Annotated in this window: 16 protein-coding genes and 1 pseudogene; 7 read left to right on the top strand and 10 right to left on the bottom strand. The window is 69.2% G+C overall.

Translation table 11 applies throughout. From position 1 onward, the window contains the following. The 7 genes from DKL51_RS24335 to DKL51_RS24365 all read right to left on the bottom strand — a co-directional run. The coding region (locus DKL51_RS24335) for a universal stress protein (protein WP_185734908.1) at positions 1-1,277 on the bottom strand (1,277 nt) is incomplete at its 3' end. A gap of 97 nt (positions 1,278-1,374) precedes the next feature. Next, positions 1,375-2,256 carry a potassium-transporting ATPase subunit C gene (locus DKL51_RS24340; RefSeq protein WP_109945369.1) on the bottom strand — a complete coding sequence of 294 codons (882 nt, stop codon included), beginning with the start codon at positions 2,254-2,256 and terminating at the stop codon, positions 1,375-1,377. Further along, positions 2,256-4,448 carry a potassium-transporting ATPase subunit KdpB gene (gene kdpB / locus DKL51_RS24345; protein ID WP_243420786.1) on the bottom strand — a complete coding sequence of 731 codons (2,193 nt, stop codon included), beginning with the start codon at positions 4,446-4,448 and terminating at the stop codon, positions 2,256-2,258. The genes DKL51_RS24340 and kdpB overlap by 1 nt, the downstream gene beginning before the upstream one ends. 20 nt (positions 4,449-4,468) lie before the next feature. Next, positions 4,469-6,124, bottom strand: a complete 1,656-nt coding sequence (gene kdpA / locus DKL51_RS24350) for a potassium-transporting ATPase subunit KdpA (protein WP_109945368.1) — start codon at positions 6,122-6,124, stop codon at positions 4,469-4,471. Further along, the gene (gene kdpF / locus DKL51_RS24355; protein WP_074475088.1) at positions 6,124-6,213 is read right to left on the bottom strand and encodes a K(+)-transporting ATPase subunit F; all 90 of its coding nucleotides are present in this window, start codon (positions 6,211-6,213) and stop codon (positions 6,124-6,126) included. The genes kdpA and kdpF overlap by 1 nt, the downstream gene beginning before the upstream one ends. 263 nt (positions 6,214-6,476) lie before the next feature. Continuing rightward, complete coding sequence (locus DKL51_RS24360; protein WP_109945367.1) at positions 6,477-7,043, bottom strand: hypothetical protein; 567 nt, start codon at positions 7,041-7,043, stop codon at positions 6,477-6,479. Further along, a complete protein-coding gene (locus DKL51_RS24365) occupies positions 7,033-7,422 on the bottom strand; it encodes a hypothetical protein (protein ID WP_109945366.1) in 390 nt (129 codons plus the stop codon). Before DKL51_RS24365 ends, DKL51_RS24360 begins: the two co-directional genes overlap by 11 nt. Before the next feature lie 573 nt (positions 7,423-7,995). On the opposite strand from DKL51_RS24365, the gene DKL51_RS24370 reads away from it, so the two are divergent. After that, on the top strand, positions 7,996-9,855 hold the full coding sequence (locus DKL51_RS24370) for a potassium transporter Kup (RefSeq protein ID WP_279306383.1): 1,860 nt from the start codon (positions 7,996-7,998) through the stop codon (positions 9,853-9,855). Between the two features lie 254 nt (positions 9,856-10,109). On the opposite strand, the gene DKL51_RS24375 is transcribed toward DKL51_RS24370, so the two are convergent. From DKL51_RS24375 to DKL51_RS24380, 3 genes are all read right to left on the bottom strand, one after another. Then, positions 10,110-11,699 (bottom strand): glycoside hydrolase domain-containing protein, encoded by a 1,590-nt coding sequence (locus DKL51_RS24375; RefSeq protein ID WP_165823150.1) that lies wholly within the window; start codon positions 11,697-11,699, stop codon positions 10,110-10,112. A 495-nt stretch (positions 11,700-12,194) separates the two neighbouring features. Further along, a complete protein-coding gene (locus DKL51_RS35125) occupies positions 12,195-12,341 on the bottom strand; it encodes a hypothetical protein (protein WP_165823149.1) in 147 nt (48 codons plus the stop codon). Positions 12,342-12,455: 114 nt separating this feature from the next. Next, on the bottom strand, positions 12,456-12,638 hold the full coding sequence (locus DKL51_RS24380; RefSeq protein WP_109945364.1) for a LapA family protein: 183 nt from the start codon (positions 12,636-12,638) through the stop codon (positions 12,456-12,458). 490 nt (positions 12,639-13,128) lie between these two features. On the opposite strand from DKL51_RS24380, the gene DKL51_RS24385 reads away from it, so the two are divergent. From DKL51_RS24385 to DKL51_RS24410, 6 genes and pseudogenes are all read left to right on the top strand, one after another. Next, positions 13,129-13,461 carry a DUF1876 domain-containing protein gene (locus tag DKL51_RS24385; protein WP_185734909.1) on the top strand — a complete coding sequence of 111 codons (333 nt, stop codon included), beginning with the start codon at positions 13,129-13,131 and terminating at the stop codon, positions 13,459-13,461. Between the two features lie 74 nt (positions 13,462-13,535). Further along, positions 13,536-13,718 (top strand): hypothetical protein, encoded by a 183-nt coding sequence (locus DKL51_RS24390; protein WP_124812548.1) that lies wholly within the window; start codon positions 13,536-13,538, stop codon positions 13,716-13,718. A 168-nt stretch (positions 13,719-13,886) separates the two neighbouring features. Next, a complete protein-coding gene (locus tag DKL51_RS24395; protein ID WP_124812549.1) occupies positions 13,887-14,702 on the top strand; it encodes a wax ester/triacylglycerol synthase domain-containing protein in 816 nt (271 codons plus the stop codon). Further along, entirely contained in the window at positions 14,603-15,043 is a 441-nt protein-coding gene (locus tag DKL51_RS37280; RefSeq protein ID WP_369008644.1) for a wax ester/triacylglycerol synthase domain-containing protein, read from the top strand. The genes DKL51_RS24395 and DKL51_RS37280 overlap by 100 nt, the downstream gene beginning before the upstream one ends. Then, positions 14,997-15,263 (top strand): annotated as a pseudogene (locus DKL51_RS24405) (WS/DGAT domain-containing protein); the annotation flags it as partial. The gene DKL51_RS37280 and the pseudogene DKL51_RS24405, both read left to right, overlap by 47 nt. A gap of 192 nt (positions 15,264-15,455) precedes the next feature. Beyond that, a partial coding sequence (locus DKL51_RS24410) for a P-type ATPase actuator domain-containing protein (RefSeq protein ID WP_260428653.1) occupies positions 15,456-16,025 on the top strand: 570 nt, incomplete at its 3' end.

Raw genomic sequence — 16,025 nt, forward strand, 5'->3', positions numbered from 1 at the left:
GCCGGCCACATCCCGCCCACCAGGGCCACGCCGACGACACCAGCCAGAAACAGCAGGATGTCGGTGGTGAGGGAGAGATCCGGCAGCGCCAGCAGCAGCATGGTGAGCAGCGGCATGCCGAACCCGGCGAGCGCGAAGCCGAGCAGGCGTCGGCGCCGCGACAGCGCCGCCGGCACCCCGACCACCCACCGGCCCCGGGCGGCTTCGGGGTGGGTGACCAGGTGCACGTCGATCGGTCCGGACAGCGCGGTGGTGGTGACGCCGACGCCTCGGGAGAAGATCTGCGCGAACCGGCCGCGGCGGCTGGCGCCGAGGACGAGCTGGGTGGCGTTGACGCCGCGAGCGAAGTCCAGGAGCGCGGACGGGATGTCGGTGCCGAGCACCTGGTGGTACGTGCCGCCGAGGCTCTCCACCAGCACCCGCTGCCGGGCTAGCTGGGCCGGGTCCGCGCCGGCCAAGCCGTCGCTGCGGGCCACGTGCACGGCGAGCAGGTCAGCGCCCTTGCTCCGGGCGGCGATGCGGGCCGCCCGCCGGATCAGCGTCTCGCCCTCCGGGCCGCCGGTGAGTGCCACCACCACCCGCTCCCGGGCCTCCCAGGTAGCGGAGATGCCCTGCTGGGCGCGGTACGCGTCGAGCTGGTCGTCGACCTTGTCGGCGAGCCAGAGCAGAGCCAGCTCGCGCAGAGCGGTGAGGTTGCCGACGCGGAAGTAGTTGCCGAGCGCGGCGTCGATCTTGTCCGGGCGGTAGATGTTGCCGTGGGCCATCCGCCGGCGCAGCGCCTCCGGGGTCATGTCCACCAGCTCGACCTGCTCGGCGGCGCGGACCACCTGGTCGGGGAGGGTCTCCCGCTGGGTGGTGCCGGTGATCTGCGCGACGACGTCGTTGAGCGACTCCAGGTGCTGGACATTGACCGTGGTCAGCACGCTGATCCCGGCGGCGAGCAGCTCCTGGACGTCCTGCCAGCGCTTCTCGTTGCGCGAGCCCGGCACGTTAGTGTGCGCCAGCTCGTCGACCACGGCGACCTCGGGCCGGCGGGCCAGCACCGCGTCGAGGTCCATCTCGGTGAACTCCGCGCCGCGGTAGGTGATCGTGCGGCGGGGCACGACTTCCAGGTCGCCGATCATCGCGGCGGTGTGCGGGCGGCCGTGGGTCTCGACCATGCTGATCACCACGTCGGTGCCGCGCGCGCAGCGCCGCTGGGCCTCCTCCAGCATCGCGTACGTCTTGCCGACGCCCGGGGCGGCACCGAGGTAGATGCGGAGCTCTCCCCTTGGCACGGAAACATCCTCCCTGATTCCCGGGGCCACCGGTCATCGGACGATCGAGCGGCGTGGGCGGGGCCACCGGATGGTGACCCCGCCCACGACCGCCTGGTCAGCGGACGGGGAACTCCTTGTCGAGCGCGAGGTTGAGCTCGAGCACGTTGACCGCGGGCGCGCCCATGAAGCCGAGCGACCGGCCGGCGATGTGCTCCTGCACCACGCGGCGGATCTTCGCCGGGTCCGCGCCGCGCTCGCGCGCCACCCGGGCCACCTGGATCTCCGCGTACGCGGGGCTGATGTGTGGGTCGAGGCCGCTGCCGCTGGCCGTGACGGCGTCGGCCGGCACGGCGGGCTTGGCGGGAGCGTCACCCCGGATCGGGGTGATGATCCCGCCCTCGGCGACGTAGTCGTGGTCAGGCTTCGCCAGCTCCACCGGCACCCCTTGGTAGCTGCTGATGAAGGGGGTGGCCGGGGCGACCTGGTTGACGCTGACCACCCGGGTGATCGGGCCGGTGAGGCCGTTGCGGTGGAACACGGCCAGCACCGCGCCCACCCCGTCCGACGTGCAGTACGGCCGCCGGCCGTCGACGCCGTCGAGTTCACCGACCGCCTTGCTGCGCGAGCAGACCTGCGTGAGCAGGCTCTGCGTCGAGTCGTCGGGGTTGGCGGCGATGGTGTCGACCACGCTCTCCGGGCCCAGGTTGCTGGCCGCGGTGGACGTGGGGTCGTAGCCGTCGCCGGCGGCCGACGGCCGGGACTGGAAGTAGCGCGGGACGGGGTTGCCGTCCTTGTCGGTGAACGACTGGCCGAGGAGCGAACTGCCGACGGTCGTGCCGTTCACGCTCACGAGCGAACCGTCGGCCTTGTCGTGGAGGCCGGGGAGCCGGCCGACGGCGACGAGGGCCAGCGGGTAGGCGAGGCCGAGCAGGACGGTGAAGACGAGCAGTGCGCGCAGCGCGGCCAGATGTTGGGTGAGCCAGGAAGGAAGGCGCATCACGAGATCCCTGGGATGAACTGGATGAGCAGGTCGATGAGCTTGATGCCGATGAACGGCACCACGATGCCGCCGAGGCCGTAGAGCCACAGGTTGCGGCTGAGCAGCTTCGACGCGCTAGCGGGCCGGTAGCGCACGCCGCGCAGGGCCAGCGGGATCAGCGCGATGATGATGAGCGCGTTGAAGATGACCGCCGACAGGATCGCCGACTCCGGGCTGTGCAGCCGCATGATGTTCAGCGCGTCCAGGCTCGGGTAGATGCCGGCGAACATGGCCGGGATGATCGCGAAGTACTTGGCGATGTCGTTCGCGATGCTGAACGTGGTCAGCGCACCCCGGGTGATCAGCAACTGCTTGCCGATCTCCACGATCTCGATCAGCTTTGTCGGGTCGGAGTCGAGGTCGACCATGTTGCCGGCCTCCTTGGCGGCCGACGTGCCGGTGTTCATGGCCACGCCGACATCCGCCTGGGCGAGGGCCGGCGCGTCGTTGGTGCCGTCACCGGTCATCGCGACCAGCCGGCCGCCCTCCTGCTCCTTCTTGATCAGGGCGAGCTTGTCCTCCGGAGTGGCCTCGGCGAGGAAGTCGTCCACCCCGGCCTCGTCGGCGATCGCCCTGGCGGTACGCGGGTTGTCACCGGTGATCATGACGGTGCGGATGCCCATCCGCCGCATCTCGTCGAACCGCTCCTTCATCCCCGTCTTGACGATGTCCTTCAGGTGGATGACGCCGAGGGTCCGGGCCACCTGGCCCTCGATGTGCTCGGCGACGACGAGCGGAGTGCCACCGATGCCGCTGATCTCGTCGACCATCTGCCCCACCTGCTCGGTGGGGTGGCCGCCGTGCTCGCGGACCCACTTCATGACCGCGGCGGCGGCACCCTTGCGGATCCGCTGGGCCGGCCCGGCGTCCTCGGGCGTCAGGTCGACGCCGCTCATCCGGGTCTGCGCGCTGAACGGCACGAAGGTGGCGTGCGGGATCAGGCCCGGCTCGCGCTCGCGCAGCCCGAACTCGTTCTTCGCGAGCACCACGATGGACCGGCCCTCGGGGGTCTCGTCGGCGAGGCTGGACAGCTGCGCGGCGTCGGCGACCTCCGACGCGGTCACCCCCTCGACTGGCAGGAACTCGGAGGCCTGCCGGTTGCCGAGGGTGATGGTGCCGGTCTTGTCCAGCAGCAGGGTGTTCACGTCGCCAGCCGCCTCGACGGCCCGGCCGCTCATGGCCAGCACGTTGCGCTGCACCAGGCGGTCCATGCCGGCGATGCCGATCGCGGACAGCAGCGCCCCGATGGTGGTCGGGATGAGGCAGACCAGCAGGGACACCAGCACCACGCCGGTGACGCCGGCGTCGGTGATCGCTCCGGTGTCGGGAGCCGCCGCCTGGTAGCCCTTGGAGAAGATCGCCAGCGGCTGGAGGGTGACCACGGCCAGCAGGAAGATGATCGTGAGCGCGGCGAGCAGGATGTTCAGCGCGATCTCGTTCGGGGTCTTCTGCCGGTTCGCCCCCTCGACCAGGGCGATCATCCGGTCGATGAAGCTCTCGCCCGGCTTCTGGGTGATCTTGACGATGATCCGGTCGGAGAGCACCTTGGTGCCGCCGGTGACCGCGCTGCGGTCACCACCGGACTCCCGGATGACCGGCGCGGACTCGCCGGTGATGGCCGACTCGTCCACGCTGGCGATGCCCTCGACCACGTCGCCGTCGCCGGGGATGATCTGGCCGGCCTCGACCACGACGACGTCGCCCAGCTTCAACTGCGGCGCCGGGACGTCCTCGGTGCGGTAGGCATTCGGGGCCATGCCCGGGGTCCAGCCGACAAGGCGGGTGGCGACGGTGTCCGTCTTCGCCTTCCGGAGGGCGGCGGCCTGGGCCTTGCCCCGGCCCTCGGCGACCGCCTCGGCCAGGTTCGCGAAGACCACGGTCAGCCACAGCCAGACGGTGATGGCCCAGGCGAAGACCGACGGGTCGGCCACCGCCAGGACGGTGGTGAAGACGGCGCCGATCTCCACGATGAACATCACCGGGTTGCGCCAGAGCGTACGGGGGTCGAGCTTACGCAGCGCGTCCGGCAGGGACCGGATCAGCTGCTTCGGGTCGAGCAGGCCCCCGCCCACCCGGTTGCCGTGGGTGGCTGGGGTGCCGGCGACCGGCTGTTCGCTGGTGCCGCCGGATGTCACGGGCGTGACGGACATGTCCTCGTTCCTCATGATGGTCACAGCCCCTCAGCGAGGGGGCCGAGCGCAAGCGCGGGCAGGAAGGTCAGCGCCACGAGGATCACCGCGACGCCAACGACCATCCCGACGAAGAGCGGTCGGTGGGTCGGCAGGGTGCCCTCGGAGGCGGGGGTGGGTCGCTGACGCGCCAGGGAGCCGGCCAGCGCGAGCACGAAGATGATCGGCAGGAGCCGGCCGAGCAGCATGCACAGACCCAGCGCGGTGTCCCACCAGGGCGTGTTCACCGTGATGCCGGCGAACGCGGAGCCGTTGTTGTTGGCCGCCGAGGTGAACGCGTAGAGCACCTCGGACAGACCGTGCGGGCCGACGTTCAACGCGGTCGAGTTGTTGCCAGTGGCGAACGCCGCAGCCGTACCGGCCAGCACCAGGGCTGGGGTGATCAGGAAGTACAGCGAGGCGAGCTTCATCTCGCGCGAGCCGATCTTCTTGCCGATGAACTCCGGGGTCCGCCCGACCATCAGGCCGGCGACGAACACCGTGATCACCGCCAGGATCAGCAGGCCGTAGAGGCCGGAGCCGGTGCCACCCGGTGCCACCTCACCGAGCATCATGTTGCCCATCAGCACCCCGCCGCCGAGCGCTGTGTACGAGTCGTGGAACGAGTTCACCGAGCCGGTCGACGTCAACGTGGTGGCGGCGGCGAAGGTCGCCGAGTTCGACACGTCGAACCGGACCTCCTTGCCCTCCAGCGCGGCGCCGACCGCCTGCGGGACCGTGCCGCGGCCGGCCAGCTCGAAGACGTTGGTCAGGGTGATGCTGGCCAGGGCGAGGATCGCCATGACCGCGGCGATCGCGTAGCCCTGCCGGTTCTGGCCGACCATCCGGCCGAAGACCCGGGGCAGGCTGAACGGGATCACCAGCAGCAGGAAGATCTCCAGCCAGTTGGTCCAGGTCGTCGGGTTCTCGAACGGGTGGGCGCTGTTGACGTTGTAGAAGCCGCCACCGTTGGTGCCGAGCTCCTTGATGATCTCCTGGCTGGCCACCGGGCCGCCGGTGATGTGCTGGGTGGCACCCGTCAGGGTGGTCACGTCGGTGCCGCCGGACAGGTTCTGCACCGCCCCGGCCGCCATCAGCACGAGCGCGCCGAGCACCGAGATCGGCAGCAGGACACGCAGGGTGATCCGGGTCAGGTCGACCCAGAAGTTGCCCACGTCACCGGTGCGGCTACGGGCGAACCCACGGACCAGGGCGACCGCGACGGCGATGCCGACCGCGGCGGACGCGAAGTTCTGCACCGCCAGACCAGCCATCTGCACCAGGTGGCCCATGGTCGACTCACCCGAGTACCACTGCCAGTTCGTGTTGGTCACGAACGAGACCGCGGTGTTCCACGCGCCATGGGTCATCACCGGGGGGAAGCCCAGGGACAGCCACAGGTGGTTCTGCAGGCGCATGAACGCGTACAGGAACAGGACCGACACCGCGGAGAAGGCCAGCACGCTGCGGGCGTACACGCCCCAGCTCTGCTCGGCGGCCGGGTTCACCCCGACCAGGCGGTAGACCACCCGCTCGACGCGGGAGTGCCGGGTGCCGGAGACCACGCGGTACATGTAGTCACCGAACGGCTTGTAGGCGGCGGCGAGCGCCGCCACCAGGACCAGAATGAAGATGATGCCGGCTGTGGTCGTGGTCATCAGAAGCGCTCCGGGAACAGCAGGGCGACGACCAGGAACACGGCCAGGCCGATCGCCAGCACCAGACCGACGGCGTTCACCGCGCTCACAGCTTCTCCACACCCCTCACGACGAGGGCGAGCACTGCGAACAGCCCCACCGTCAACAGCACGAACACCACGTCAGACACCGCTGACTCCTCAGAACGCATAGTTGTTCCGCGGCCGCTTCGGCCGCGCCGGGCAATCAAAGCTCCCCGCATCTGAAGCGGACAGGGTCGTTAACGCGACCATGACGACAATTCGCCGACTCTTGACGCCGTTTTGACGAGGTCCCCTGATCGGGGTGAAGGCGGTCACAGCGCGCGGGCCGTTCAGGGGCGCGTTCCCCAAATGGGCAGGATCGCTGGGAAATCCGCAAACATTGCCGCCGATCGGCCGGGCGGGCCGGCAGCAGGGCGGGCGTCCGCGAAATTCCGCCCGTACTGGTCCGGAACAGATCCCCACCCACACAGCGGGCGGGGCGCCTGTGGCGGCGCAGGCCAGCGGTCGTCGGCGGGACGGACGGTGCACATGTGCGTCCAGTCCTCGCCGAGGTCGAACACGTAGGCGAACGAGGTGCCGGGCGCAGCAGGTCGAGCCGGCGGGACCGGCCGTCGAGGGTGCCGGGGAAGACCGGCCCGTCCCGCCAGGCCGACCAGCTGAGCTCGATCCCGCCCGGCAGGACGTAACATCCGCAGATGGGCCAGGTCCCAGCGGCCGAAGGCGACGTCAATCGCCTCGGCCAGCTCGGCGAAAGTGTGCCCGGGACCGGCGGTGAAGACCCGCCCGGGGCGCGGCCACCAGTTGCGGCCGCGCCCGGTCACCAGCTCCACCTCGATGGAGAGCAGCCCCTCCGTCGCACCGGCCGGCTGGCCGGTCACGACCGGGTCAGGCCGCACGAGGCCCCCTTGGCGCGTCGTCCGGCGGGGCGACGACGGAGGAGCCGGGAACGGGTCGCCGGATCAGCGGAGCCACCTCGTCGTCGTCCGCGTTGATCGACCTGAGGTACCGGTAGCCGGTGCCGAGGACCGCCGCCAAGCCGATCAGCACAACGTACGACCAGGCGTTCCCGGCGCCGGTCAGATCCCCGTAGTGGTGCGCGAGGAAGCCGACGAAGGTCGCCGCGGCGAGCGCGGCCACCGCCGCGACCGCCCGCAGGTCGGCCACCACCGCCGCGTACGCGCCGACCACGACGGCGACCAGCAGGGCCCGGGCGGGCAGTTCGGTCGGTGCGAAGGCCACCGCCGCGAGCATTGCCGCCCCGACCACCAGCACCACGCCGCCCGCGATCCTGATCCCGATGGGGGTCGGCTCCCCGACCGCCGGAGTTTCCTGATCTCGATCGACAGCCACAGCACGCCTCCGGGCGACAGCGGGGGCCCGCACGCTCAGGCCCGCCTTGAGGCCATACCAGTCCCACCGGCCGTTAACCGTCGACAGCTTTCACAGATCTGCTACGCGCGCCCGCCGAATTTTGACACCGTTTTCACACGGGACCGCTGCGTCGGGAAAATGCGGGAAATATTGCCTGCTGTGGCGTCAGCAGGCTCATGCCTGACGTTTTTCCCCGCTGCTTTCGGGGCAGGGGCGACGGGCTGTCGGCAGGATGCCTGGCGATGGCCTGCCCAGCTCGTGAGCACGCTGCCCGACCCTCTTGCGCTCTGTCCTGCACAGCTGCCCTGACCGAAGTTCGGCGGTCTGGGGTAGAAGCGGCGTGCGGGTTGGTATGCCTGTGGGGTGACGGAGCGAGCGAACAACGAGCAGCCTGCGGTAGGCGGTGAGGGGCCAACCGAGGATGGTGGGACGGCCTCTCAGACATCCCTGGCGGGTCGTCCGACGGCGGGGCTGGGGTTGCTGCTGGGCGCGTTGGGTGTCGTGTACGGCGATATCGGCACCAGCCCGCTGTACGCGCTGAAGACCGTCTTCACCCTCGACCGGAGCCTGACACCGGACGCTCCCGACGTGTTCGGGGTGATCTCGTGGGTCTTCTGGTCGATCATCCTGGTCGTGTCGGTCAAATATGTCATCTTCATCCTGCGGGCCGACAACGAGGGCGAGGGCGGAGTGATGGCCCTGGCCGCACTCGCCCGACGGGCGCTGCTCAAGGCCAGCGAAAAGCGCGCCGCTAGCGTGCTGGCGCTTGGGGCGCTGGGTGCTGCCCTGTTCTACGGCGACAGTGTGATCACCCCGGCGATCTCGGTGTTGTCGGCGGTGGAAGGTCTGGAGGTCACCTCCCCACGGTGGGCGGTGGTGGTGCTGCCGGTGTCGGCGGTGATCCTCACCCTGCTGTTCGCCATTCAGAGATGGGGCACCGGACGGGTCGGGGCCGTCTTCGGGCCGATCATGGTGCTCTGGTTCGCCAGTCTGGCCGTGGCCGGCGCGGCCGAGGTGCTACGTCACCCGAGCGTTCTGGCCGGCCTTTCACCGACGTATGCGGCTCTTTTCGTCGTGGACCACCCGGTCATCGCGTTCATCGCGATGGGCGCCGTCGTGCTGGTGGTCACCGGCGCCGAAGCGCTCTACGCCGACATGGGCCATTTCGGCCGCGCCCCGATCCGCCGGGCCTGGTTCGCGATGGTGTTCCCCGCGTTGACTCTCAACTACCTCGGCCAAGGCGCGTTGATCCTCCGGACGCCGGACAGCCGGGCCAATCCGTTCTTCCTGCTGCTGCCGGACTGGGCGCAGCTGCCGATGGTCGTCCTGGCCACCGTGGCCACCGTGATCGCGTCCCAGGCGGTGATCTCCGGGGCGTTCTCGGTGTCCCGGGAGGCCATGCGGCTGGGCTTCCTGCCGCACCTTCGCATCCGGCAGACCTCCCGCCGCGAGTACGGGCAAATCTACGCGCCCGGAGTGAACTGGAGCCTGTTCGCGGCAGTCCTGCTGGTGACGTTCGCGTTCCGCACATCCACGAACCTTGCCGCCGCCTACGGGGTGGCAGTCACCGGCACATTCCTGATCACCACGACCCTGTTCCTCGTCGTCGCACGGATGCTGTGGCACTGGACCACCTGGCAGCTGGTGCTGTTCGGGGTCGTCTTCGGCAGCATCGAGCTGACCTTCTTCACCGCGAACCTGGCCAAGGTCAGCCACGGCGGCTGGCTGACCCTGCTCATCGCGATCACCGTGTTCACGATCCTGTTGACGTGGCGGCGTGGAGCTGAGCTCGTCACCCCGCGACGGATCGAACGGGAAGGCCCACTATCGGAGTTCATCGACAAGCTGCACGCGACGAACATCCCCTGGGTGCCGGGCACGGCGGTGTTCCCCCACCCGAACAAGGAGACGACGCCGCTGGCACTGCGCGCGAACGTGGCGCACAACCACGTCCGGCACGAACGGATCGTGATCATCTCCGGTCGCACCGCCAACGTCCCGCACATTCCATGGGATCAGCGACTCACCATCGACGATCTCGGCGACCCGAACGACGGCATCATCCACATCACCGCCGTCTTCGGATTCCAGGACCCCACCGACTTCCCCGAGGTCCTGCGCCGCGCCGCCACCCACCCCCTCGGCGAAGGGATCGGCGCCGACGAGGTCTCCTACTTCGTCTCGAGGATCACCCTGCGGTGCACCCGTAGCCCCGGTATGGCCATCTGGCGTAAACGCCTGTTCATCGCCCTCGCCCACAACGCCGCCAGCCAAGTCGAGTTCCTTCACCTGCCCGAGGAACGCACCATCGTCCTCAGCGCCGAAATCCCCGTCTAGGTTCGCCATCAGGCGCCGGCGCATCAACTACGCACGCGGCCATAGCGACGGGCTCTCGACCGTGCCAGTCGAAGTTCAGAGCGCTCGCCTGGGTCTAAGCGATCCAGCCGGTGACTACTTGGGACGGCTGCGGGCCCTGTCCGCGCTAGTCAGCCCGGCCATGCGAGGGCCGCGCCGGATCCGACGGGGAGGTCCGCCCCGGGCTCGCGGAGGCGCCGCCACTCTCGACGCTTCCGCTCACGTACGCCGTACATCTACAGCAGGGGCTGCATACCGCCCCAGCTCGTGCCGATCCGGATTCTGGCGGCGAAGCTCGTGCCCCGACCGCGGTAGAAGTACAGATAGCTCGTGGACTTCTCAATCGCGAGCAGGTCCGGGTAGCCGTCGCGGTTGAAGTCGCCGATGCCGACCAGGTCACGCATGCTGTTCCATCCGGTGCCGACCTGTAGCTTGGCACCGAACCCGCCGGCCCGTCCTGGATAGAGGAAGAGGTAGCCGGTGGTCTTCTGCCGGGCGATGAGGTCTTGATAGCCGTCACGGTTGAAGTCGCCGATTCCCGCGAGTTCGTCCATGCTGTTCCAGCCGGTTCCGACAAGCACCCGCGGGCCGAACGACGTGCCGCGGCCCGGGTACAGGTACAGGTATCCGGTGGAGGTCTGCACGGCGAGCAGGTCGCGGTAGCCGTCTCGGTTGAAGTCGTTGGCGGGGGTGATCTCGCGCATGGAGTTCCAGCTTGTACCGATGAGGATCCGGCTGGCCAATCCCGACGGGGTGTGCGGATACAGCCAGAGGTAGCCGGTTGACTTGGCGCGGGCGATAACGTCTTCGTGACCGTCCCGGGTGAAGTCCGTCCGGATGATGACATCCATGCCGTTCCATCCCACGCCGATGGTCGTGCGGTTACCGAGGGACGTCCCGTTGCCCGCGTAGAGATACAGGTTGCCAGTGGAGGGCTGGCGGCTCAGCAGGTCGGACCAACCGTTGCCGGTGAAGTCTCCGAAGGGGGTTGCCGGAATGGGAGCAACCTCCAGATAGTCGTTGTCGATGTTGATCGTCACCCCGCCCCACGTCTCGTCGTGGCCGCCCCGGTACTGCTTCATCCGCCGCTGCGGAGACCAGTAACCGCTGGGGACAGCCGGGTCGGACACCGCGGCGATCCCGTCCCAGCGGGCGAAGTCCACGTAGTCGGGGCGGACGTAGCCGGGCGTGTTGTAGGCGGCGACCTGGTCGGCGACGCCTGAGCCCATGCTGCCGTAGAAGCCGGAGAGGTAGCCGAGGTCGTGGAGCCGCGCCGTCCACGCGCTCAGGAAAGCGAGCACCCCGGAGCGGCAGGCGGCATCGTCGGTCCGGTACGCCTCCATGTCGAAGATGAGTACGCTTTCCGGTGCCAGGCCGACTGCCTTTGCCTGGGCGACCGCGTCTTCGGCTTGTGCGCGTCCCTGCGCCACCGCGTTCGCCGGGTCGATGAGATAGCGCTTGGTGGACGTCGTGCACGGTGCCTGCAGCCCGAGATAGATCGGCATGAGATGCCAGCCCGCGGCCTGCTGCTCGGTGACCCACGAAACGGTCAGGTTGGGCTGGGTACATGCGCGGTTGATACCGCCGAAGTAGATACCGATCGCTCTGTACGGAGAGGCAGTCAGCCACACCTGCATCGTTTCTGCTGACGGGGCGGTGCAGGCGTCGAAGCCCAGTCCGGTGAATGTGCCGGGCGACGGACCCGTCACCGCGGCTGCGGTCGTGTCGGCGGCGGTGACCGGGGCCGTGGTGGCGTGGTCGGAGGTCGGCGTCGCTGCGGTGAGCGCCAGCAGTGTGACGACGCCGACCGCGAGGACGCGGATCATGTGGCGCCTTGTTCGAGGGAAATACATGCTGTCCATGCCGGTCTCGATTCCGGTCGAGAGCCACCAACCCAGTGGCCCTGTCCCTCAGCGTAAGAGGGGGCGCCGGCGCGAGGTGCGTACCACCAAGGTGTGAGCGCACCGAGCGAGGCCAGGTAGCCCCTGCGAGATGTACTTCACGTGGACCCGCTACGGGACAGCGGGTCGCCGGCATTCGTGCACATCAGGTGAGAGTGTGGAACCCCGTGCAGGTGTGATGCCCGTGGCGGCCCCGGAGATCGAGGCCGCCACGGCATCCGCCCACAGCCGACGTATCCGGTGTTTTGCTGCCCACTGGAGTGGGCGGCGGGCACGACGCCTTCTTCGACGCCGTCCCGGCGACGGACAAGCGTTCATGCAGAACCTGCGCCGCGGATACTACGAACTGACCGTCGACGCCCCGCCCATTGCCGGGTCGCCGGTGGCTGAACTCTGGCTATCGGACGGGCTCGCCGAGAGTCATCCGCGTCGACGGAGTCGCTGCGCGAGCTGGCGCAGCCGGCGCTGGTTGTCGGGCTTGTTGAGCTGGTCCCGTGCTTGGCGGCTGATCCGTTGTCCTTCGGGGTTGTGCAGGAGTGTGCGGATCCGGTCGACGATGGTTGCCATGCTGGTTTCCTTCCTATCGTGGATCTTCTACCGGCGGCGGGGCGCTCGCCGGAATCGGGCGAGGAGAGGGATGGGGCAGGCGGCGAAGGCAAGGCAAAACCGGGCGGGCGCGGCTCAGTGGCGTTGACGGGACAGGCGGCGCAGTTGGGTGATGCGGGCGGCACCCAGCACCACGGCCAGGATGGCCACGCCGACGCCGACGATCAGCAGTGTCAAGGCCGGCGGCAGGATGCCCTGCATCCAAAGGAAAGTGACCTCGACGCTGCGGGTGTTCTGCAGCATGAAGACGATCAGCACCGCGAAGGTGAGCGCCGTGGCGCAGATACCGATCCAGGCCGTCGGGGTACGGGGAACTCGGCTCGTCGGCGAGGTTGTGGGCGGGCCGGCTGGGGCCCGCGGCGGCGTTGTAGTGGCCGGGTCTGGCGGTGTGCCGTGCAAGATGGACATGACATCCCCTTGGGCGGGGCCGGTGTGGCTGGCACCTCAGGTGTGGGATGTCGTCGGTTCCCGGATAACTTCATCGTACGCTCGTTCGGCCCGGCGCGCTCGGTGGTCTCGCCGGGTCCGTCGCGGTGTCTATCTTTTGAGGACGGATGACCGGCCAGGAGAATGCCGGATCAGTGGTGGAGCCTTCGTCGAGGCAACGCTGCGTGGTGCTCCCTTGACGGCGCTGCACGCATGGTCCCGACCCGCCGACGCGGTCCCAGCCGGTGACTCTCACCGAGGCGTCCCGATCGGCCCAACTTGTCGTCGTCGGCTCCCCGCGGCCGCGACGACTGAACGGAAGATGAAGGAGGTGGTGGCGGTGGCCACTGTCAAGCGCTGGAGCGTCGAGATCAATATCGATGAACATTCCGACGAGCGGCGTACCTGGGCCGAGGCGCGTCTGCACACCAACGATGCCACCGATCTGCGCGGCACCGGAACGGCGCACCGTAACCCGTACGACCGGGAAATGCCTGAGATCGGCGACGAGCTCGCGGTCTCGCGGGCGCTCGCCGATTTGGCGGAAAAGCTGCCGATTGCCTCGGTCGCGGATGTCGAGCAGCTCACGCTGGAGCACGCCGGCGCCTTATCGTCGACCGCTTCCGCGGCCTGCCAGGTGGAATCTGTTCGGTGACCTTCGACCCTTCCCTTGTCCCTGGTCGGGGTACGACGGTGTGGTGAACACCCAGGTCCCGGGAGGTGACCGAAATGGCGCTCCTCGTCGTCCTCATGGTATTTGCGCTGCTCACGGCCATCGAAGCCGCCCCCCGGATCTCTCGCTGGCTTCACCGGTTGGCGAGATCGGATGGCAGCCTGGCCCGCGCGTTCCAGCGGGATCCGGGTGTCGCGCGGATCGCTTCCCGAGCCCTGACCGACGTCGAGCGCGCCTAGGCAACGCTCGTCGCGCTGTTGCTGGCCGGCGATCTGCCAGCGGCGCAATACCAGCGGGACATGGCAGCCCTCGCCGTCCGGGATGCGCTGGTCAACCCGATGGTTGTACCGCCCGAGCGCGGTCTATAGTGCCGCCGGCCGGGCCTGGAGCGTAATGGGGGAGTTCGGATGGGGCGACGGTTCGACCGGCTCAGCGCCACAGACCTGACCAATCTGGCAGTCGAGGCCGCCGACACCCCCGCGCACGTCGGGGCTCTGATGGTGGTCGACGGCGGCGCACTGTTGGACGCTGACGGACGCTTGCGGATGACAATTGTCCGCGCGGGGATCGAGCGGCGCCTGGACCGCGTGCCGAAGCTCCCCAAGGTCGTCTACCGGCCGGGGCTCCTCGCCGGCCGCTCGCTGTGGGTGGACGATCCGGCCTTTGCCATCGACCGGCACGTCGATGTGGCGGAGGTTGCCGCACCCGGCGGGGAAGAGCAGTTGCTCAGGCTCACGGAGCGCCTCATGGTCCCGCTGCTGAGCCGCTCGCGACCGCTGTGGCGGCTGTGGTTCGTGACCGAGTTGCCGTCCGGTCGAGTGGCCATGATCATCAAGTTGCATCACGCGGTCGCCGACGGCCTGGCCGCGGTGCAGATGCTGCGTTCGTTACTGGATCTGCCGGAGCCTACCGACACCGCTCCCGGCGGCTGGCGTGCCGCACCGCCGCCGGGCTGGAGTGCACTGGTCGGTGACAACCTGTTGGAACGAAGTGCCGCGGTGGCGCGCACGGCACGACGGCTGGCCGATCCCGCGGCGGTACGGCGGGCCGTGGGGTCGGTACCGGCCAGTTGGCGCGGCATCGCCCGCAGCTGGGGACACCCAGAACGTCGCTCAGCGGTCCGATCGGGCCTCGCCGGCGGTTTGCGGTCGTACGCCTTGACCTGGCCGCCGTCAAGGAAACCGCTCATGCGTACGGCGGCAAGGTCAACGACGTCATTTTGAATCTGGTCGCCGGAGGCTTGCGGGCTCTGCTGGTCGCCCGCGGTGAGTCGGTCGACGGGTTGTCGGGTTGCGGTCGCGGTGTCGACGCGCAGCCCGACCGAGAAGGGACAGGAGGGCAACCGCGCTGGCGGGATCGTAGTTCGGCTGCCCCTCGGCGACCGTCACCCCGGGGCCCGGCAACACGTGATCGCCGCGGAAAGTCGGCGCGCGAAGAGCGAGCAGTTCCCCGGCGGCGAGCAATGTTTCACGTGTTCCTGGCGAGGTCCGGGCTGATGCGACCGGTTCACGCGGCATCAGCACCTGACCAACGTCATCGAAAGCAACGTCGTCGGGTGGCCTGAACCGATCATTGTGCTCGGTGCTCCCGTGTTGGACGTGGTGCCGGTCAGCCTGCTCGCCGGCAACCTCACGTTGTCGTTCCTGGCGTTGTCCTACGCCGGATGCCTCACGATCACCGTGTGCGCCGACGCCGACCGGCACCCCGACCTGCCGGTCCTACTCGCTGCGATGAGAACGGACTGGACCGTCCTGGCTGACCCGATCGTGCCCGAGGCGGTGTGACCGACAGCGCGGGCGGCGCCGCCGGGATCCCGCTCCTCGGCGGCGCGGTGCTGCTCTTGGCGAGTGGTGTCGGCCTGCGGCTGCACCGGGTCGAGGCCGCGCCGCCCCGCCTGATCCGGCGGGTCGTTCGGCCCCACCGTGCGGGACGGCTGCCCGTGTCCCGCCAGATCCGCTGTCCGTAACGTCGAGAGCATGGCGACCAGTGCGACGGCACCCGGGCCGGTCCGGGCTGCCGGCCTGGCCGCTGAGGAGGCGGCGGACCGGCTGCGGCGCGTGGGGCCGAACGTCCTGCCGACTTCCCGGCCGCCAGCAATCTGGCGACTACTGGCCCGCCAGCTCACCCACTTCTTCGCCCTCCTGCTCTGGGCGGCGGCGGTCCTTGCCGTGATCGCCGGCATGCCCGAACTGGGCGTAGCCATCGCTGTGGTGGTGCTGGTCAACGGCGTGTTCGCCTTCGTGCAGGAATACCGCGCCGACCGGGCCGCCGACCGGTTGCGCGACCTGATGCCGGCCGCCGCGACAGTACGCCGTGACGGGCACCGGCTCACCGTCGCGGCGGCCGACCTGGTGCCCGACGACCTGGTGCTGTTGGAGGCGGGAGACCGGGTCAGTGCCGACCTGACCGTTGTCGAGGCGCACGCCATCGCGGTCGACGAGTCGATGCTGACCGGCGAGAGCGTGCCCCGCCGGGTGACCGTCGACGAGCGGCTGTTCGCCGGCACGTATCTGGTCGAAGGCGCGGCGAGCGCCATCGTCGTCGCC

Source organism: Micromonospora globispora (assembly GCF_003857015.1).
Taxonomy (GTDB): domain Bacteria; phylum Actinomycetota; class Actinomycetes; order Mycobacteriales; family Micromonosporaceae; genus Micromonospora; species Micromonospora globispora.

What these genes read in the sequence shown, in the direction of transcription:
- kdpA (WP_109945368.1), bottom strand. Translation starts at nt 6,124, where the DNA reads ATGACCACGACCACAGCCGGCATCATCTTCATTCTGGTCCTGGTGGCG.
- DKL51_RS24390 (WP_124812548.1), top strand. Translation starts at nt 13,536, where the DNA reads ATGGCGCTCCTCGTCGTCCTCATGGTATTTGCGCTGCTCACGGCCATC.
- kdpB (WP_243420786.1), bottom strand. Translation starts at nt 4,448, where the DNA reads ATGTCCGTCACGCCCGTGACATCCGGCGGCACCAGCGAACAGCCGGTC.
- DKL51_RS24340 (WP_109945369.1), bottom strand. Translation starts at nt 2,256, where the DNA reads ATGCGCCTTCCTTCCTGGCTCACCCAACATCTGGCCGCGCTGCGCGCA.
- DKL51_RS24375 (WP_165823150.1), bottom strand. Translation starts at nt 11,699, where the DNA reads ATGATCCGCGTCCTCGCGGTCGGCGTCGTCACACTGCTGGCGCTCACC.
- DKL51_RS35125 (WP_165823149.1), bottom strand. Translation starts at nt 12,341, where the DNA reads ATGGCAACCATCGTCGACCGGATCCGCACACTCCTGCACAACCCCGAA.
- DKL51_RS24385 (WP_185734909.1), top strand. Translation starts at nt 13,129, where the DNA reads ATGAAGGAGGTGGTGGCGGTGGCCACTGTCAAGCGCTGGAGCGTCGAG.
- DKL51_RS24395 (WP_124812549.1), top strand. Translation starts at nt 13,887, where the DNA reads ATGGGGCGACGGTTCGACCGGCTCAGCGCCACAGACCTGACCAATCTG.